Source organism: Mycolicibacterium wolinskyi str. Jessa 2025 (genome assembly GCF_049241375.1).
Lineage (GTDB): Bacteria > Actinomycetota > Actinomycetes > Mycobacteriales > Mycobacteriaceae > Mycobacterium > Mycobacterium wolinskyi.
On sequence record NZ_CP185960.1, the window covers coordinates 2296500 to 2316602 of the forward strand.

At 67.4% G+C, this 20103-nt stretch carries 12 protein-coding genes; 6 read left to right on the top strand and 6 right to left on the bottom strand.

Features of this window, described 5'->3' with window-relative positions; translation table 11 throughout:
• Positions 1-96 precede the first annotated feature (96 nt).
• Together ACOI2T_RS11470 and ACOI2T_RS11475 are read left to right on the top strand one after the other, a co-directional pair.
• A complete protein-coding gene (locus tag ACOI2T_RS11470; RefSeq protein ID WP_409501297.1) occupies positions 97-930 on the top strand; it encodes an Rv1363c family protein in 834 nt (277 codons plus the stop codon).
• On the top strand, positions 927-1592 hold the full coding sequence (locus ACOI2T_RS11475) for a twin-arginine translocation pathway signal (protein ID WP_409501298.1): 666 nt from the start codon (positions 927-929) through the stop codon (positions 1590-1592). Before ACOI2T_RS11470 ends, ACOI2T_RS11475 begins: the two co-directional genes overlap by 4 nt.
• A 128-nt stretch (positions 1593-1720) precedes the next feature.
• Here ACOI2T_RS11475 and ACOI2T_RS11480 read toward each other — a convergent pair whose 3' ends face one another.
• The gene (locus tag ACOI2T_RS11480) at positions 1721-2209 is read right to left on the bottom strand and encodes an AfsR/SARP family transcriptional regulator (RefSeq protein ID WP_409501299.1); all 489 of its coding nucleotides are present in this window, start codon (positions 2207-2209) and stop codon (positions 1721-1723) included.
• A 239-nt stretch (positions 2210-2448) separates the two neighbouring features.
• On the opposite strand from ACOI2T_RS11480, the gene ACOI2T_RS11485 reads away from it, so the two are divergent.
• Entirely contained in the window at positions 2449-3669 is a 1221-nt protein-coding gene (locus tag ACOI2T_RS11485) for a low temperature requirement protein A (protein ID WP_409501883.1), read from the top strand.
• On the opposite strand, the gene ACOI2T_RS11490 is transcribed toward ACOI2T_RS11485, so the two are convergent.
• Positions 3654-4922: an MFS transporter gene (locus ACOI2T_RS11490; RefSeq protein WP_409501300.1), complete on the bottom strand. Its 1269-nt coding sequence runs from the start codon at positions 4920-4922 to the stop codon at positions 3654-3656. The genes ACOI2T_RS11485 and ACOI2T_RS11490 overlap by 16 nt on opposite strands.
• Before the next feature lie 309 nt (positions 4923-5231).
• Here ACOI2T_RS11490 and ACOI2T_RS11495 point away from each other — a divergent pair, with 309 nt between their 5' ends.
• Positions 5232-5834 carry a MerR family transcriptional regulator gene (locus tag ACOI2T_RS11495; protein ID WP_067847954.1) on the top strand — a complete coding sequence of 201 codons (603 nt, stop codon included), beginning with the start codon at positions 5232-5234 and terminating at the stop codon, positions 5832-5834.
• Positions 5835-5870: 36 nt separating this feature from the next.
• Here ACOI2T_RS11495 and ACOI2T_RS11500 read toward each other — a convergent pair whose 3' ends face one another.
• The 4 genes from ACOI2T_RS11500 to ACOI2T_RS11515 are packed head-to-tail and all read right to left on the bottom strand — an operon-like array spanning position 5871 to position 9792.
• Complete coding sequence (locus ACOI2T_RS11500) at positions 5871-6671, bottom strand: ABC transporter permease (protein ID WP_409501301.1); 801 nt, start codon at positions 6669-6671, stop codon at positions 5871-5873.
• Positions 6671-7510, bottom strand: a complete 840-nt coding sequence (locus tag ACOI2T_RS11505; protein WP_409501302.1) for an ABC transporter permease — start codon at positions 7508-7510, stop codon at positions 6671-6673. Before ACOI2T_RS11505 ends, ACOI2T_RS11500 begins: the two co-directional genes overlap by 1 nt.
• The gene (locus ACOI2T_RS11510) at positions 7489-8679 is read right to left on the bottom strand and encodes an ABC transporter substrate-binding protein (RefSeq protein WP_409501303.1); all 1191 of its coding nucleotides are present in this window, start codon (positions 8677-8679) and stop codon (positions 7489-7491) included. The genes ACOI2T_RS11505 and ACOI2T_RS11510 overlap by 22 nt, the downstream gene beginning before the upstream one ends.
• A gap of 24 nt (positions 8680-8703) precedes the next feature.
• The gene (locus ACOI2T_RS11515; protein WP_409501304.1) at positions 8704-9792 is read right to left on the bottom strand and encodes an ABC transporter ATP-binding protein; all 1089 of its coding nucleotides are present in this window, start codon (positions 9790-9792) and stop codon (positions 8704-8706) included.
• Between the two features lie 644 nt (positions 9793-10436).
• On the opposite strand from ACOI2T_RS11515, the gene ACOI2T_RS11520 reads away from it, so the two are divergent.
• Entirely contained in the window at positions 10437-19670 is a 9234-nt protein-coding gene (locus ACOI2T_RS11520) for a fatty acid synthase subunit beta domain-containing protein (protein WP_409501305.1), read from the top strand.
• A 9-nt stretch (positions 19671-19679) separates the two neighbouring features.
• The gene (gene acpS, locus ACOI2T_RS11525) at positions 19680-20072 is read left to right on the top strand and encodes a holo-ACP synthase AcpS (protein ID WP_067847591.1); all 393 of its coding nucleotides are present in this window, start codon (positions 19680-19682) and stop codon (positions 20070-20072) included.
• The last annotated feature ends 31 nt before the right edge of the window (positions 20073-20103 follow it).

The window sequence follows — 20103 nt, forward strand, 5'->3', positions numbered from 1 at the left end:
TCCGTGCCCTTTGTGAATGATGTATGGTCGGAACACTGTCAAAAACTGATAACGTGATTCTCATTAAGCAGGCTGCTGAACGGACAGGAGGTCGACATGCCGTCCCGCAAGCCTTCGCCGCCGGTACTCGATACCGGAGACGACATCGATGTCGACGCGGCGTCGCCGAGCGACCCGCTCGCGTTGGCCGAGCAGGCCGAGGCCGAAGCCGAGGAGGCCGAGGCGATAGCCGCCGCCGCGCGGGCCAGGGCCCGTGCCATCCGGTTGCGCCGGGAAGCTGAGCAGGCGGCCAAGAGCGAACCTGACCCGCCGTCCGACGGCGTTGAGACCGCGCAGGTGGCCGCCGACGCCGACGCCGACGATGCCGTCGTCGATGAGATCAAGGAAAGCGCGGCCGAGGAAGCGCCTGCGATCGAGCATGATCGCCGACTTCGTGCACCGGGGAGCCGCTTCTGGAAGCGCCTGGCTGTCGGTGTGGCAGCCCTTGCGACAATCGCCTTGCTGTCGGCCAGCGGCTTCATGGTCGTCAATCACCGCCAGGTGCAGGCCGAGCAGCAACGGGCCGCGGAGTTCGCCGCCGCAGCACGGCAGGGCGTCGTCACGTTGATGTCGCTGGACTTCAACCACGCCAAAGAGGACGTCCAGCGGATCATCGACAGCTCGACCGGACAGTTCAAAGCCGACTTCGAGGCGACCGCTGACGACTTCACAAAGGTGGCCGAGCAGTCCAAGGTCGTCACCGATGTGACCGTCAACTCGACGGCCGTCGATTCGATGACCGACGACTCCGCCGTCGTCCTGGTCGCCGCGACGTCCCACATCACCAATGCCGCGGGGGCCAAGCAGGACCCACGCAACTGGCGCCTGAGTGTCAGCGTCGCCCGCGACGGTGACCAGATCAAGTTGTCGAAAGTCGAGTTCGTACCGTGACCGTGGATCAGGACACCGCAGACACCGCCGCCTTCGAGGACACTGCAGTCGACGACGCGGTGGACGAACCGTCCACCGCCAAGTTCGAAGACGGTGAAGGACGGGACGAGCCGGCAGGTGCCGGCACCGACGACGACGAATCACCCCAGCGGGGAAAAGGGATCGCCGCACGGCGGATCAAGGGCAAGCTCGTACCGATAATGGTTGCGGTGGCGTTGATCGCGTCGGCGGCAGTGACGGCGGTGCTGTACTTCACCCAGTTCCGGGTCGATCAGCAGACCGACGCCGCAGCGGCGGAGGTGGCCGTCAAGGCGGCCACCGACGGCACCGTCGCGTTGCTGTCGTACGCCCCGGACACGTTGGACAAGGACTTTGCCAACGCGAAATCGCATCTGACCGGGGACTTCCTGTCCTATTACACCGACTTCACCACCAAGGTCGTCACGCCGGCCGCCCAGCAGAAGAAGGTGAAGACGAACGCCACGGTAGTCAATGGCGCGGTCGCGGAAATCACGCCGGATTCCGCAGTGGTTCTGCTGTTCATCAACCAGACGACCACGAGCGAAGAAAACCCGGACGGGGCGTTTGCGGTCAGCAGCGTCAAAGTCGGCTTGAGCAAGATCGACGGCAACTGGTTGATCTCGACGTTCGACCCGGTGTAGAGCCGAATCGCGGCTTCAGTCCTCCGCGTGGCGTTCGTACTCCCAACGCTCGAGCCGGGCCTGCAGTTCATGGAGCCCGAACGCGATGAGCGGGACGCCGACAATGGCCATGGCGACGAGTAACGCAGTCATGGCATCGCTCCGCAATTCGGATGTCGTATCGCGGGTGACGCCAGCGCCGCCTGCTTGAGCGCGCGGAAACGAGCGCGTTCGGTCACACACCACGGTTCGGTCCAGCCGTCGAGCAGATCGCCGTCGCCCAGCAGGCGGCGCAGTCGCGGATCCGAATCCGGGCTCATGCGTCCGGCCAGGTGCAGCACCTCGTGCCAGTCGACCCACACGTGCGGTGCGAGCCCCAGGTGATGGCGATTCACCACCAGCAACGGGTCGGCGCCCAGCGGGCGCAGGCGCCACAGCGCCGAACGCAACGACGCGACCGCTTTGGCCGGGGGACTGTACGGCCACAGCGTGGCGCACACCCAGCTACGGTGCAGCTCCCGGCGTTTCACGGCGGCCAAAGCCACCACCCGGCGACACGACGGTGGTAACACCAACGGCTTCATGTCACGGTATACGGCGAACTCACCCACCAGGTTCAGCGCGAACTGCTTGGACATGCGTTCAATCGTCGAGCGCGGCAGTCGCTGTGACACCAGTAGTGCACTACTCGTTTTTCGTCGGCGGGACCCCATCCGGCGGCAACCGTGTGGGCGCGGCAACTATGCGGTGAAATGGAGCGGTTGCGGGGGCCTGACGGCTGAGGGCGGCCGCCTTCCCGCGGGCGAACAGAAAAGGGACGGAACAGGTGAACGACAGCGAACCGAAGCTCCCCGTGCGTGCACACCGGCTCAACCGGATGGCCGGACGCGATCCACACGAGCAGCACCGCGTGGCCACTCCGTTGGAGCTGCTGTTCGACCTGACGTTCGTGATCGCCTTCGGCGTCGCCGCGTCGCAGTTGGCCCATTTGATGGCCGAAGGACATGTCGGTGCCGGGTTGGTGGCGTTCGGGTTCGCGTCGTTCGCGATCTGGTGGGCGTGGATGAACTTCACCTGGTTCGCGTCGGCCTTCGACACCGACGACTGGGTGTACCGGGCGATGACCATGCTGCAGATGGTCGGCGTCATCATCCTCGCGCTCGGTCTGCCCCAGATGTTCGCCTCCGTCGAGCACGGCGGGCACGTCGACAACACCGTGTTGGTGGCCGGCTATGTGGTGATGCGAGTCGCCTTGGTGGGGCAGTGGTTACGCGCGGCCAAACAGGATCCGGAACATCGGTCGGCGTGCCTGACCTATGCGGCCGCGGTGGTCGTGGCGCAGATCGGCTGGATCGTTCAGATCTTCGCCCATACGTCGGTTCTGGTGTTCTTCCTGTCCGCGACGGTCCTCGTCGTGGTGGAGATGTCGGGTCCGTTCCTGGCCGAGCGGCGCATGGGCGGCACGCCGTGGCATGCCCATCACATCGCCGAGCGGTACGGGTTGCTCGCGATCATCGCGCTCGGTGAGGGTGTGGTCGGCACGGTCGCCTCGTTGACGGCCGCGGTCGGGGAGCAGGGCTGGTCCACCGATGCGATCCTGCTCGTGATCGCCGGAACCGGCCTGACGTTCGGCATGTGGTGGGTCTACTTCCTGGTGCCGGCGGCGGAACTTCTGCATGCGCACCGGAGGCTGTCGTTCTGGTACGGCTACCTGCATCTGGTGGTGTTCGGGTCGATCGTGGCGACCGGCGCCGGCCTGCACGTGGCCGCCTATTACATCGAGGATCATTCCGAGCTGGATTCGGTTGCCACGGTGCTCGCGGTCGCGATACCGGTCGGGATCTACCTCGTGGGGATGTTCGTCATCTACTCGGTCCTGGTCGGCGAAATCGACGTCCTGCACACCGGGCTGCTGGTGCTGGCCGGCGTGGCGTTGGGGGCAGCGGTCGCGATGGCCTCGGCCGGCATCTCGATGGCCCTGTGTCTGCTCGTGGTGACGGGTGCGCCGGTGGTGGTCGTCGTCGGTTACGAGGTGATCGGCCATCGGCATGCCCGGCGAATCGTCGCAAGGCGGCTGGCGGATCAACGTGAGGGGTGAGCCTCGAACCCCTCCAGCAGCATTCGTTCCTGCTCGGCCTTCATCAGTCGGCGGGCCTTCATCCGCGTGATGAGAATGCCGATCGTGGCCAGGACCCACACCGCGTACTGCACGGTCCAGGCCACCCGGAACGACTCGAACGAGTAACTGCCGGCGCGGGACAGGATCACGCCCATCGCTTGCATCACCAGCAGCGCGGCCAGGAATCCGCCCATGTTCACCATGCCCTGAGCGGTGCCGAGGGTCGCGCTCGGATTGAACGTGCGGGCGAAGTCGAATCCGACCATCGAACCGGGGCCACCGACGGAGATGACGACGATGAGCACCAGCAGCAGCCACAGCGGAGCCGGGCCGGGCAGGGCCAGCACCACCGTCCAGGCCAGTGCGTTGCTGGCGATGATCGCGAGCACCAGGCGGGATCTGCGGTGCGGATGGCGGCCGGTGAAGATCCCGATGACGATGCCCGCGGAAATCGCCGTGACCACGGAGATGGTCAGCAACGTGCCGGCCGCGGTTGTCGAAAGTCCCTGCGCGACGGTCAGATACGGAACGCCCCACATGAGCGCGAACACCGTGACCGAAAACTGGGTGCCCATGTGGGTGAAGAAGCCCAGCCGGGTTCCCGGGCGCAGCCACACGGTCCGCACGCTGGCCAACGTGTCGCGCACGGTGGTGGTCTCAGCAGCCACCACGGAGCCATGCGGGGTGTTGCGCACCAACGCGAACGCCAACGCCATCGCCAGCAATCCGAACGCGCCCACCGACAGATACGCGGGGGTCCAGCCGGCCGCGGTGAGCAGCGCCAGGAACGGCACCGCCGAGAGCACCTGGCCGAGTTGTCCGCAGATGCCGGTCAGCTGGGTCAGCAACGGCACCTGGGCGGGTTTGAACCAGTGCGGTACGAGGCGTAACACCGAGATGAAGGTGACCGCGTCGCCCAGGCCGACGATCGCGCGCGCAGCGAGTGCGGCCGGCAATGACTCACTGAGTGCCAGGACCAGTTGGCCGGCGGCCATCAACGCCGCACCGGAGACGATGAGCACTCGCGAACCGAACCGGTCCAGCAGAACCCCGGCGGGTACCTGGGCGCAGGCGTAGACGACGACCTGGAGAACGACGAACGTCGACAGCACACTCGGGTTGGCGGCAAACCTGTCGGCGGCCTGCAGGCCGGAAACGCCGAGAGTGGTCCGGTCGAGCACGGCGACGATGTAGGCGAGTAGTCCGGTGGTCCAAACGATCCAGGGACGCACACGGAGCCTTTCGCCGAGCAGATTTGTCTTAATGTCCTGATCCATCGTCGCCCAGGACCGGCCCGGGATTCCAATTCGGCCGGGGTGAATTCACTCACCGTGCCTGGGGCAAATCGCTTCGCGAGTTGGCTGGAATTGCACGACGATGTGGAGCTAGGTGCGGATAAATCTACATTCGTGCAGATAAAAGCTTTGCCTATTGGTCAGCGAGGGGATGGCCTAGAGTGGTAGCAAATTCGCTCGCAACGTTCGGCCGAAGGTAGGGTGTCGGTATGAATTGCTGTTCAAGTCGGCGTGGGCGGCGTCGGGTTGGCTGAGTATCGCCTGGAGGACCTGGCGCGCTTGTCCGGCGTCAGCCCCCGCAATATCCGGGCATACCGGGAGCGCGGGTTACTCGATCCGCCGCGTCGCGTCGGACGCTCGGCCTATTACGGCGAACCGCACCTGGCGCAGTTGAACGCGATCAGTCAGCTACTGGGCAAGGGATACAACTCCGCTCACATCGCCGAGTTCTTCGACAGTCTGCGCCGCGGCCAGGACCTCGCCGACATCCTCGGGATCGAGCGCACCGAGCTCGGCACACAGACGGTCACGCTCGAGATGGACCCGGCCGGAGACGATGCCCGCGCGCTCGTCGACTGCGGACTGGCCGAGGTCTCCGACGGTTCGGTGGTGCTGACCGATCCGGCATTGGGTGACCTCATCGAGCATGCGAGCGATCGGCGGTCGTATGTCCGCACCATGGTGCAGGTCGCCAAATCGACCGTCGCCGCGGTCAACGGTCTGGCCGACCTGACCGCGACAGCACTCACGCAAGGCGCGGCACCGCCCGGCAGTCGCGAGCTCGCGAAGACCGTCGTCGCCGACAGCCTCGACCGAGCCCTGAAACAGCGGCTCGCCGCGGCCGAATAAGCCCCGCAGATTCCGTTCGGGTATCGGCCGAACGGTCTACGCGCCCCGCGTGCCGGGATCGCCGCCGAACCGTCCGGCAAGCCACACCGGAATGATCGCCAGCACAGTGAGCGCGGCGGCCACCACATTGATCACCGGAGCCTGGTTCGGCCGGAACAAATTCGAGAAGATCCAGATCGGCAGGGTCTGCACGGTAGGTCCCGCGGTGAACGTCGTCACCACGATTTCGTCGAACGACAAGGCGAACGCCAGAATGGCGCCGGCCACCAGCGCGCCACGCGCCATCGGCAACGTGACGAACCGGAACGTCTGCCAGGACGACGCGCCCAGATCGGCAGACGCGTCCTGCAGGCTCGTGCCCATCTGGCGCAGCCGGGCCGCGATGTTGTTGAACACGATGACGATGCAGAACGTGGCATGGCCGATGATCACGGTGGCCAAACCCAGTGTCATCGCCAGCCCCGAGGTGAACGTCGCGTTGAGCGCGATACCCGTGACGATGCCGGGGAGCGTGATGGGAAGCACCACGAGGAAACTCACCGCGCTGCGGCCGAAGAACCGGTAGCGCTGCACCGCGAACGCGATCATCGTCCCGAGGACCAAGGCGATGGCGGTCGCACCCAACCCGACCACAACGGAATTGGCCAGCGCCTTCCACATTCCGGTGCTGCGCGCGGCATCGGCCCACCACGCCCAGGTGAAGCCGGTCGGCGGAAAGGCAAACGTCCGGGATGCGTTGAACGCATTGACCAGAACCAACAGCAGCGGCGTGTAGAGGAACACCAGGACCACCGCGGTCCAGATCCGCAACGCCCGGCGCCCGGTCGGCGAGAACATCAGACGTTCTCCATCGCGCCGGTGCGGCGTATCGCCAGCAGATAGGCCACGATCGCCACGAGCGGGATGATCGACAGCGCAGCCGCCAGCGGCTGGTTGTTGGCGGTGACGAGTTGTCCGTAGATGATGTTGCCGATCAACTGGGTCTTGCCTCCGACGATGGTCACGGCGATGTAGTCGCCCAGCGACAACGAGAAGGTGAAGATCGACCCGGCGGCGATGCCGGGAAACACCAATGGCGCCAGCACCATTCGGAGGGTCGCGAAGTCCGATGCGCCCAGGTCGGCGCTCGCGTCGGCGAGAGTGTCCGGTATGCGTTCGAATGCGGCGTAGACCGGAATCACCATGTAGGGCAGCCACAGGTAGGTGAGGGTGATGACGGTGGCGATCAATCCGTAGCCGGGGGTGTAGCCCGTCGCCCACGACAGCGGCCCTTCCGGGGACAGCAGCATGCGCCACGCGTAGGCCTTCACCAGGTAGCTCGCCCACAGCGGCGTGGTCACGGCGATCACCAGCATCAGCCGCAGCCTCGGCGTGGCGACCTTGGCCATGTACAGCGCGATCGGCACCGCGAGCACCGCGCAGACAACGGTGACCGTCAACGCCACGCCGACGGTGCGAAGCGCCGCGGTGCGGAACACGTCGTCGGTGAGGACTCGCACGATGTTGTCGCCGGTAAACGTGCGGACCACGGCGCCGGTGAACTCATCGGTGCTCCAGAAAGCCGAAACCAGGAGAACCGCAAGCGATCCGAGGTAGGCCACGACGAGCCAGGCGAGCGGCGGCGTCAACAGCAACGCGAGCCGCACGCGGCGGGTCACCCCTTGATCTGCTGCCACTTGTCGACCCACTCGCTGTAGGCCGTGCAGTCGTCGCCGCTGCCGTCGACGCACTGCGTCTGCGGGGTGGTCCAGTAGTGGATCCGGGACGCGAACTCGGCGTCGGTCGCGTGGTAGATGTCGCAGAAGTCCTTCTGCGTGGTGTGTTCACAGGCCTTGGTCTGGGCCGGCGCCTCGCCGAAGTACTCCGCGACCTGGGCGTTGATCTCCGGCGACGAGATCCAGTTCATCCACTTGTACATGCAGTTCGGGTGGGCGGCCTTCGCCGACACCATCCAGGTGTCCGACCAGCCCGTGGATCCTTCCTTGGGCAGCACGGTGTTGACCTGAACCTTGTTGTCGGCGCCGATCGTGTTGGCGATCACCTGCCAGCTCGTGCCGATCACCGAGGTCCCGGATTCGAACGCCTGCACCTCCTTCGTGTAATCCGACCAGTACTCGCCGATGTTCTCCCGCTGGGCCTTGAGCAATTCGGTTGCGGCATCGAGTTGTTCGGAGGTCAGCGAGTACGGGTCGGTGATACCGAGTTCGGGTTTGGTCTTCGACAGGTACAGCGCCGCGTCGGCGATGTAGATCGGCGAGTCGTAGGCGGTGACCTTGCCCTTGTACTTGCTCGCATCGTCGAACACCGCCGCCCACGAGTTCGGTGCATCGCGCACCACGTTGACGTTGTACATCAACAGGTTTGCGCCCCAGCCGTGCGGGATGCCGTACATCTGCCCGTCGACCGAGTTCCACGGCTGGTCTTTCAAGAACGACGAGATCGTCTCGTAGTTGGGCACCAGATCGGTGTTGACCGGTGCCACGTCACCGGCATAGATGAGCCGGAGCGTCGCGTCGCCCGATGCCGATACCCCGTCGTACTGACCGCTGCGCATCAGCTGCACCATCTCGTCGGAGGTGTTGCCGATCTTGACGTTGACCTGGCAGCCCGTCTGCTGTTCGAACGGCGTCACCCAGTCGACGGCCTTGTCGTTGGAACCGTCCTCGGCGTAGCCCGCCCACGCCACCAGGTTGAGCTGTCCCTCGCCGTCGCCGACGGCGCTCAGCGGTTCCAGCTCCGGGGGAGATCCGCTCTCACCGCCCGGGCTCTGCGATCCCGCGCACGCGACCACCAGGGTCGCACAGGCCGCGAGAACCAGACCGGTGTGCAGGGCAGGCCATTTCATCGTCGGATCCTTTTTCGTCGTCGATCAATCGTCAAGGTGGTGAACGGCAGATTCCGGCCACGACAGCGTGATCGGTGAGCCGTGGGCGAGACCGGCCGGAAGCGCGGTGTTCGCCGTGAGCACGCTCGCGCTGAGCGCGATGCCGCCGGCGGTGGCGGCGACGACGCGGGTGAGCGGGCCGGCGTAGATGATCTCGGTGACCGTCGCCGCAACGGTCCGGCAACCGGCGGCGGGCGGGGATTCGTTGTCCAGCACGGCAATCCGCTCGGGACGCACCGCCAGCGTGCCGGACGTGCCGAACACCGCTGCGGCGGCTGGCCCGTCGAGCACGTTGGACGTGCCGACGAAATCGGCCACGAAGCGGTTGGCTGGATGTTCGTAGACGTCACGTGCCCTGCCGACCTGTTCGATCCGTCCGTTGTTGAACACCGCCAAGCGGTCGCACAAGGTCAGTGCCTCGTCCTGGTCGTGGGTGACGATGACGAACGTGATCCCGACCTCGCGCTGGATCGACTTGAGTTCGACTTGCATCTGCTCGCGGAGTTTGAGATCGAGTGCGCCGAGCGGCTCGTCGAGCAGCAGCACCCGCGGACGGCCGATGAGCGCCCTGGCCAGTGCCACGCGCTGACGCTGACCGCCCGACAGCTGCGCGGGTCGCCGGGCCGCCTGATCGGCCAGCCGAACCATGTCGAGAGCATCGGCCGTGCGGCGCCTGCGCTCGGCCTTCGCGACCCCCCGCACCCGCAGGCCGTACTCGACGTTCTGCGCGACCGTCATGTGCGGGAACAGCGCGTACTCCTGGAACACCGTGTTGACGTCGCGGTGGCGGGCGGGAGTCGTCGTCACGTCATGTCCGCCCAACCTGATCGTGCCCGCGGTGGGTGCTTCGAAACCGGCGATCATGCGCAGCACCGTGGTCTTGCCCGAACCGGACGGCCCGAGGATCGCGAACAGTTCGCCGTCGTCGACCTCGAGGTCTGCGTGATCGATGGCGACCACGGGGTGCCGGTGCTCGCCGAACACTTTCCGGACGCCGAGCAGTTCGATGCCGGGTGTCGTGTGCGTGGTCTCGGCGGCCGGGTCGAGTGGTGAGCTGACCGTCCCCGAGGGCATGGCTCATCGTATGAATCCCGGGGCGTTTGATGTGGTGATTGTGGCGATCGCCGTAACCAGCGCCGGTGCCGTCGCGGTGGACATCAACTTCATCCTGAACCCGCGCCATGGGCGGTGGGACCGAAAAACTTACCGACGAGTAAGGCTTGCCAGCAAACTATGGCTGAGAACCAGTACGGTTCGCTAGACAGTTCGAGCCCGAATGTTGACCCGTCACGGCCGTCTTCCAGGCGTTCTGCCGAGGGAAAAATTTAGATAACGATTCGATAACAATACTGCTTTGATCTGCGCTGTTGTGGCTACTCGACCGTAACCACCTGCATGCAGGACGTTTGTCCCGAATGGCTTCGATCCCCACTCGGCGCGGTGTTACGTTACCGGCGGTTACCCATGCGTAGAACTCGCCAGTAACCAATCTGGGCGGAAAAAGCCCGTGTGCTCTTATGCCACTCTTAGTACGGCGGGAATGCGAGCGGAACCCACCCACGCCCGGGCGGACCTCGCCCCGCCGGATTCGACGCTGAATCGCCGTTGGCCTGACGCCCGGGGAGCAAGGCCGCCCCCTGAGACAACGCCGCAGACACACGCAGACACGCGACAAGGCAGACGCGACAAAACGAGAGCAGCACGAGGAGATAGCGCCAGTGACGATCTACGAACACGACCGGGTGTCCGCCGGTTGGAGCGACGAGTCCGGATCTGACGGTTCGCAGACCGAAGCCACCCACGCACTCGTCGATCGGCTCAGTGCCGGCGAGCCGTATGCCGTCGCATTCGGCGGCCAGGGCAGCGCCTGGCTGGAGACGCTTGAGGAACTCGTGTCCTCGGCAGGCATCGAAGCCGAACTGGCCACCCTGGCCGGCGAGGCCGAACTGCTGCTCGAGCCGGTGGCCAAGGAGCTCGTCGTCGTCCGGCCCATCGGGTTCGAGCCACTGCAGTGGGTTCGCGCGCATGCGGCCGAGGAGCCGGTGCCGTCCGACAAGCAGCTGACCTCGGCCGCCGTGTCGGTGCCGGGCGTGCTGCTGACCCAGATCGCCGCCGTGCGCGCGCTCGCGCGCCAGGGCATGGATCTGGTCGCCACCCCGCCGGTCGCCGTCGCAGGACACTCTCAGGGCGTGCTGGGGGTCGAGGCGCTCGCCGCCAAGGGTGCCAAGGACGTCGAGCTGCTTGCGCTGGCTCAGCTGATCGGCGCCGCGGGCACCCTCGTGGCCCGGCGCCGCGGGATCACGGTGCTCGGCGACCGGCCGCCCATGGTGTCGGTCACCAACGCCGAGCCCGAGCGAATCTACGAACTGCTCGAGGAATTCTCCGCCGACGTCCGCACCGTGCTGCCCCCGGTGCTGTCGATCCGCAACGGCCGCCGCTCGGTAGTGATCACGGGCACACCCGAGCAGCTGTCGCGCTTCGAGCTCTACTGCAATCAGATCGCTGAGAAAGAAGAGGCCGAGCGCAAGAGCAAAGTCCGCGGCGGCGCCGTTTTCGCTCCGGTCTTCGATCCGGTTCAGGTCGAGGTCGGGTTCCACACCCCGCGGCTGTCCGATGGCATCGACATCGTCGGCCGCTGGGCCGAGGCGGTCGGCATCGACGTCGAGCTCGCCCGGCAAATGACCGAGGCGATCCTGGTCAGCCAGGTCGACTGGGTCGACGAGATCACCGAACTGCACGAGGCCGGCGCCCGCTGGATCCTGGATCTGGGTCCCGGCGACATCCTGACCCGTCTGACGGCGCCGGTGATCCGCGGCCTCGGAATCGGCATCGTGCCCGCCGCGACCCGCGGCGGCCAGCGCAACCTGTTCACCGTCGGTGCGGTGCCCGAGGTGGCCCGCCCGTGGTCGAGCTACGCCCCGACCGTGGTGTCGTTGCCCGACGGCTCGGTGAAGCTCGCCACCAAGTTCACGCGACTCACCGGACGGTCCCCGATCCTGCTCGCCGGCATGACGCCGACGACCGTCGACGCCAAGATCGTGGCCGCGGCGGCCAACGCCGGTCACTGGGCCGAGCTCGCCGGCGGCGGCCAGGTCACCGAGCAGATCTTCAACGACCGCATCGCCGAGCTGGGCACCCTGCTGGAGCCCGGCCGTGCCATCCAGTTCAACACCCTGTTCCTCGATCCGTACCTGTGGAAGCTGCAGGTCGGCGGCAAGCGCCTGGTGCAGCGGGCCCGCCAGTCCGGCGCCCCGATCGACGGCGTCGTTGTCAGCGCGGGCATTCCGGACCTCGAAGAGGCCGTCGAGCTGATCGACGAGCTCAACGAGATCGGCATCAGCCACGTCGTGTTCAAGCCCGGCACCGTCGAGCAGATCCGTTCGGTCATCCGTATCGCGGCCGAGGTGCCCACCAAGCCGGTGATCGTGCACATCGAGGGCGGCCGCGCCGGTGGCCACCACTCGTGGGAGGACCTCGACGACCTGCTGCTCGCCACCTACTCGGAGCTGCGGTCGCGGTCCAACATCACGATCTGCGTCGGCGGCGGCATCGGCACGCCCGAACGTTCCGCGGAGTACCTGTCCGGCCGCTGGTCGGCCACGCACGGCTACCCGCTGATGCCGATCGACGGCATCCTCGTCGGCACGGCCGCCATGGCCACGCTCGAAGCCACCACGAGCCCGCAGGTCAAGCAGCTCCTCGTGGAGACCCAGGGCACCGAGGCGTGGGTGGGTGCCGGAAAAGCCGCCAACGGCATGGCATCCGGCCGCAGTCAGCTCGGCGCCGACATCCACGAGATCGACAACACCGCATCGCGGTGCGGTCGGCTGCTCGACGAGGTCGCCGGTGACGCCGACGCGGTCGCCGCACGGCGCGACGAGATCATCGCGGCGATGGCCAACACGGCCAAGCCGTACTTCGGCGACGTCGCCGAGATGACCTACCTGCAGTGGCTGCGCCGCTACGTCGAGCTGGCCATCGGCGACGGCAGCAGCACCGCCGACACCAAGCGCGCCGACTCGCCGTGGCTCGACATCACGTGGCGGGACCGCTTCGAGCAGATGCTCAAGCGCGCCGAAGCACGTTTGCACGCACAGGATTTCGGTCCGATCGAAACGCTCTTCGACGACGAGCGGCTGCTCGAGGACCCGAAGGCCGCGCTGACCGCACTGGTGGGCGCCTACCCCGACGCCGCATCGGTCCAGCTGCACCCGGCCGATGTGCCGTTCTTCGTCGAGCTCTGCAAGACGCTCGGCAAGCCGGTCAACTTCGTCCCGGTCATCGACAAAGACGTGCGCCGGTGGTGGCGCAGCGACTCGCTGTGGCAGGCCCACGACGCCCGCTACGACGCCGACCAGGTCTGCATCATCCCGGGTACCGCTGCCGTCGCGGGCATCACCCGTGTCGACGAGCCCGTCGGCGAGCTGCTCGACCGGTTCGAGCAGGCCGCGATCGACGAGGTGCTGTCCACCAACGGTGATCCCCAGCCGGTGATCTCGCGCCGCCAGGGCCGCACCGATGTGACCGGGCCGCTGGCCGTGCTGCTCGACGCCCCAGATGTGTTGTGGGCCGGGCGGATGGCCGTCAACCCGGTGCACCGGATCGCTGCGCCGGGTGAGTGGCAGGTGAACGAGAACCGTTCGGCCACCAACGCTTCCACCGGCGCCCGGCTCGAGGTCGCCGACGATTCACACGTCGTGCTGAGCGTGCCGCTTTCGGGAACGTGGATCGAGATCCGGTTCACCCTCACCGACGCGATCCGCAGCGGCGGTGCCCCGATCGTCGAGGTCGACGACGCCGCGCAGGCGATGCGTGCGGTGTTGGCGATCGCGGCGGGGGTCGACGGACCGGATGCGCTGCCGCCGGTTGCCGACGGCACCGCCAAGGTCACCGTGGCGTGGGATCCCGAGCAGGTCGCCGACCACACCGGTGTCACCGCGACGTTCGGCGCCCCGCTGGCGCCGACGCTGACCGTGGTTCCCGACGCGCTCGTCGGCCGCTGCTGGCCTGCGGTCTTCGCCGCGATCGGGTCGGCCGTGACCGACAGCGGTTTCCCCGTCGTCGAGGGTCTGCTGAGCCTGGTGCACCTCGACCACGCCGCCCACCTGCTGGCGGCGCTGCCGACCGAGCCGGCCGAATTGACCGTCACCGCAACGGCTTCGGCTGCCACCGACACCGAGGTGGGACGCGTGGTCCCGGTTTCGGTGACCGTGGCTTCCGCTGACGGCACCGAGCTCGCCAAGCTCGAGGAGCGGTTCGCGATCCGCGGCCGCACCGGCGAGGCCGAGCTCACCGACCCCGTGCGGGCCGGTGGCGCGATCTCCGACAACGCGACCGACACCCCGCGCCGCCGCCGGCGTGACGTCACGATCGGTGCACCCGTCGACATGCGGCCGTTCGCCGTCGTGTCCGGTGACCACAACCCGATCCACACCGACCGTGCGGCCGCACTGCTGGCCGGTCTGGAATCGCCGATCGTGCACGGCATGTGGCTCTCCGCAGCCGCTCAGCACGTCGTGACCGCCACCGACGGCAAGCCGATCCCGCCTGCCAAGCTGGTCGGCTGGACCGCCCGGTTCCTCGGCATGGTCAAGCCGGGCGACGATGTGGACTTCCGCGTCGACCGCGTCGGAATCGACGTCGGCGCAGAGGTTTTGGAGGTCGCCGCGAAGGTCAACGGCGAGCTCGTGATGGCCGCGACCGCACGGCTGGCCGCGCCCAAGACCGTCTACGCCTTCCCCGGACAGGGCATTCAGCACAAGGGCATGGGCATGGAGGTCCGCGCCCGGTCCAAGGCTGCCCGCAAGGTCTGGGACAGCGCCGACAAGTTCACCCGCGAGACCCTCGGGTTCTCCGTGCTGCACGTCGTGCGTGACAACCCGACGAGCCTCATCGCATCCGGTGTGCACTACCAGCACCCCGAGGGCGTGCTCTACCTGACGCAGTTCACCCAGGTCGCGATGGCCACCGTGGCGGCGGCGCAGGTTGCCGAGATGCGCGAGCAGGGCGCCTTTGTCGAGGGCGCGATCGCGTGCGGCCACTCCGTCGGCGAGTACACCGCGCTGGCGTGTGTGTCAGGCGTGTACGAGCTTGAGGCACTGCTTGAGGTCGTGTTCGCGCGCGGCGGCAAGATGCACGACATCGTGCCGCGCGACGAGCTCGGGCGCTCCAACTACCGGCTGGCCGCGATCCGGCCGAGCCAGATCGACCTCGACGACGCTGACGTCAAGAGCTTCGTCGCCGAGATCTCCGAGCGCACCGGCGAGTTTTTGGAGATCGTGAACTTCAACCTCCGTGGTTCGCAGTACGCGATCGCCGGTACGGTGCGCGGGCTCGAGGCTCTGGAGGAGGAGATCGAGCGTCGTCGCGAAATCACCGGCGGCAAGCGGTCGTTCATCCTCGTGCCGGGTATCGACGTGCCGTTCCACTCCTCGGTGCTGCGGGTCGGTGTTGCCGACTTCCGCCGCAGCCTGGAGCGGGTCATGCCGCGGGACAAGGATCCCGAGCTGATCATCGGCAAGTACATCCCGAACCTGGTGCCCCGGCCGTTCACGCTGGACAAGGATTTCATCCAGGAGATCCGGGACCTCGTGCCCGCCGAGCCGCTCGACGAGATCCTCGCCGACTACGACACCTGGCGGAACGAGAAGCCGGCCGAGCTGTGCCGCAAGATCGTGATCGAGCTGCTGGCCTGGCAGTTCGCCAGCCCGGTGCGCTGGATCGAGACGCAGGATCTGCTGTTCATCGAAGAGGCCGCAGGCGGTCTCGGTGTCGAGCGGTTCGTCGAGATCGGCGTGAAGTCGGCGCCCACCGTGGCCGGTCTCGCGACCAACACGCTCAAGCTGCCCGAGTACTCGCACAGCACGGTCGAGGTGCTCAACAGCGAGCGCGACGCCGCGGTGCTGTTCGCCACGGACACCGATCCCGAGCCTGAGCCCGAGGCCTCGGAAGAGCCGGCAAGCCCGTCCGCGGAAGCCGCTCCGGCTGCCGAGGCAGCACCGGCTCCCGTGGCGGCTCCGGCCGCCCCGTCCGGAGGCCCGCGCCCCGACGACATCGTGTTCGACGCGGCCGATGCCACGGTCGGACTCATCGCCCTGAGCGCCAAGATGCGCATCGATCAGATCGAGGCGCTGGACTCCATCGAGTCCATCACCGACGGTGCGTCGTCACGGCGTAATCAGCTCCTGGTCGACCTGGGCTCCGAGCTGAACCTCGGCGCGATCGACGGTGCGGCCGAAGCCGATCTCGGCGCGCTCAAGGGACAGGTGAGCAAGCTCGCCCGTACCTACAAGCCGTTCGGTCCGGTGCTGTCCGACGCGATCAACGATCAGCTGCGCACGGTCCTCGGGCCGTCGGGCAAGCGTCCGGCCTACATCACCGAGCGCGTCACCAAGACGTGGGAGCTCGGTCCGGGCTGGGCCAAGCACGTGACCGTCGAGGTCGCGCTCGGCACCCGTGAGGGCAGCAGCGTGCGCGGCGGCGATCTGGGCGGCCTGCACGCCGGCGCGTTGCCGGACGCGGCAGGTGTCGACAAGGTCATCGACGCCGCGGTCGCAGCCGTTGCCGCGCGGCGCGGGGTGTCGGTGTCGCTGCCGTCGGCGGGCGGTGCCGGTGGCGGTGTGGTCGATTCGGCCGCGCTCGGCGAGTTCGCCGAGAAGGTCACCGGACGTGACGGTGTGCTGGCTTCGGCGGCCCGGCTGGTCCTCGGCCAGCTCGGCCTGGACGACGCCGTCAGCGCGCCGGAAGCCGCGACGGACGCCGAACTCGTCGACCTGGTCACCGCCGAACTCGGTTCGGACTGGCCGCGTCTGGTCGCACCCGCGTTCGACGCCAAGAAGGCCGTCGTGTTCGACGACCGCTGGGCCAGCGCCCGCGAGGACCTCGTGAAGCTGTGGCTCGCCGACGAGAACGAGATCGACGAGCAGTGGCCGCAGCTGTCGGAGCGCTTCGAAGGTGCCGGGCATGTCGTTGCGACGCAGGCCAACTGGTGGCAGGGCAAGTCGCTGGCGGCCGGCCGCAACGTCCACGCGTCGCTGTTCGGCCGGATTGCGGCCGGCGCTGAAAACCCCGGCAGCGGTCGGTATTCCGACGAGGTCGCGGTGGTGACCGGTGCGTCGAAGGGGTCGATCGCGTCGGCGGTCGTCGGGCAACTGCTCGACGGCGGTGCGACCGTGATTGCCACGACGTCGCGGCTGGACGACGACCGGTTGGCGTTCTACAAGAAGCTCTACCGCGACAACGCCCGCTTCGGCGCGACGCTGTGGGTGGTGCCCGCCAACATGGCGTCGTACTCCGACATCGACTCGCTGGTCGACTGGATCGGCAGTGAGCAGATCGAAAGCCTTGGGCCGCAATCGATCCACCTCAAGGACGCGCAGACCCCGACCCTGCTGTTCCCGTTCGCCGCGCCGCGCGTGGCCGGGGACCTCTCGGAGGTGGGTTCGCGTTCCGAGATGGAGATGAAGGTTCTGCTGTGGGCCGTGCAGCGGCTCATCGGCGGGCTGTCCACGATCGGCGCCGAGCGCGACATCGCGTCGCGTCTGCACGTGGTGCTGCCCGGCTCGCCCAACCGCGGCATGTTCGGCGGTGACGGTGCTTACGGCGAGTCCAAGTCTGCGCTCGACGCACTGGTGAACCGGTGGAGCGCCGAGGCCTCGTGGGCCGAGCGGGTCAGCCTCGCGCATGCGCTGATCGGCTGGACCAAGGGCACCGGCCTGATGGGTCACAACGACGCCATCGTCAGTGCCGTCGAAGAGGCCGGCGTGACCACCTACACCTCCGCGGAGATGGCGGCCATGCTGCTGGACCTGTGCACGGTGGAATCCAAGGTGGCCGCGGCGAATTCGCCGATCAAGGCCGATCTGACCGGCGGTCTGGGTGACATCAAGATCGACATGGCCGAGCTGGCTGCCAAGGCCCGCGAGGAAATGTCGGGGTCCGCTCAGGTCGAGGATGAGGACGACGCAAGCGGAACGATTGCCGCGCTGCCGTCCCCGCCGCGCGGCTACGATCCGGCTCCGCCGCCGGTCTGGGACGATCTCGACGTCGACCCGGCCGATCTGGTGGTCATCGTCGGCGGCGCCGAGCTCGGGCCGTACGGTTCGTCGCGCACCCGCTTCGAGATGGAGGTCTCGGGCGAGCTGTCGGCGGCCGGTGTGCTGGAGCTGGCGTGGACGACGGGCCTGGTCAAGTGGGAGGACGATCCCAAGGCCGGCTGGTACGACACCGAAACCGGTGAGCTGGTTCCCGAGTCGGAGATCGTGGAGCGCTACCACGACGCCGTCGTGGAGCGGTGCGGTATCCGCGAGTTCGTCGACGACGGCGCGATCGATCCCGATCACGCGTCGCCGCTGCTGGTGAGTGTGTTCCTGGACAAGGACTTCTCGTTCGTGGTCTCCAGCGAGGCCGACGCGCGGGCGTTCGTGTCCTTCGATCCCGAGCACACCGTCGCCCGGCCCGTGCCGGACTCCAGCGACTGGCAGGTGATCCGCAAGGCGGGCACCGAGATTCGGGTTCCGCGCAAGACCAAGCTGTCGCGCACGGTCGGCGCCCAGATCCCGACGGGCTTCGACCCGACGGTGTGGGGCATCACCCCGGACATGGCCAATTCCATTGACCGCGTTGCGCTGTGGAACATCGTGGCGACCGTCGACGCGTTCCTGTCGTCGGGCTTCACGCCGACCGAGCTGATGCGCTGGGTGCACCCGAGTTCGGTGGCCTCGACGCAGGGCACCGGCATGGGTGGCATGACCTCGATGCAGACCATGTACCACGGCAACCTGCTGGGCCGGGCCAAGCCGAACGACATCCTGCAGGAGGTGCTGCCGAACGTCGTTGCGGCACACGTCATGCAGAGCTATGTCGGTGGCTACGGCGCGATGGTCCACCCGGTCGGCGCGTGCGCCACCGCGGCGGTCTCGGTCGAGGAGGGCGTGGACAAGATCCGCCTCGGCAAGGCCGACCTCGTGGTCGCAGGCGGCTTCGACGATCTGACGCTGGAGGCCATCATCGGCTTCGGTGACATGGCGGCCACCGCCGACACCGAGATGATGCGGGCCAAGGGCATCAGCGACTCGAAGTTCTCCCGCGCCAACGATCGTCGCCGGCTCGGCTTCCTCGAGGCACAGGGTGGTGGCACCATCCTGCTGGCCCGTGGTGACCTGGCCGCGAAGATGGGTCTGCCGGTGCTGGCCGTGGTCGGCTACGCGCAGAGCTTCGCCGACGGCGTGCACACCTCGATCCCGGCCCCCGGTCTCGGTGCCCTCGGCGCCGGTCGCGGCGGCAAGGATTCGGTGCTGGCCCGGTCGCTGGCCAAGCTGGGCGTCGGAGCCGACGACATCGCGGTCATCTCCAAGCACGACACCTCGACGCTGGCCAACGATCCCAACGAGACCGAGCTGCACGAGCGGCTCGCCGACTCGATGGGCCGCTCCGCAGGCGCGCCGATGTTCATCGTCAGCCAGAAGACGCTGACCGGGCACGCCAAGGGCGGCGCGGCGGTGTTCCAGATGATGGGTCTGTGCCAGATCCTGCGCGACGGCGTCATCCCGCCGAACCGCAGCCTGGATTGCGTCGACGACGAGCTGGCCACCTCCGGCCACTTCGTCTGGGTGCGCGAGACCCTCGACCTGCGCGGCAAGTTCCCGCTCAAGGCCGGTCTGGTGACGAGCCTCGGCTTCGGTCACGTGTCGGGTCTGATCGCACTGGTGCACCCGGAGGCGTTCATCGCGGCACTGGATCCGGCGGAGCGCGACGACTACCGCAAGCGGGCCGAGCAGCGCACGCTGGCCGGTCAGCGCCGGTTGGCCTCGGCCATCGCCGGTGGGCGCCCGATGTACGAGAAGCCCGCCGATCGCCGGTTCGATCACGACGTGCCGGAGAAGCGCCAGGAAGCAGCGATGTTGCTGAACGTCGACGCCCGCCTCGGCGAAGACGACCTGTATGTCGGCTAGGGTCGGTGCGTGGCGATAGTCGGAGTTGGCATCGATCTGGTTTCCATACCGGATTTCGCCGAGCAGGTGGATCGGCCGGGAACGGTTTTCGCCGAGACGTTCACGCCAGGTGAGCGCCGGGACGCCGCGGACAAGAGTTCGTCGGCGGCCCGGCACCTGGCGGCTCGGTGGGCGGCCAAAGAGGCTGTCATCAAGGCCTGGTCGAGTTCGCGGTTCTCCAAGCGTCCGGCGTTGCCGGAAGGGATCCACCGCGACATCGAGGTGGTGACCGACATGTGGGGACGCCCGAAGGTGCGATTGTCCGGCGACATCGCCAAGCACCTGGAAAGCGTCACCATCCACGTGTCGCTCACCCACGAGGCCGACACCGCCGCCGCGGTCGCCATCATCGAGGAGCCCTAACCCCCCTCCGCGAGCGACCGTGTCTGTACAC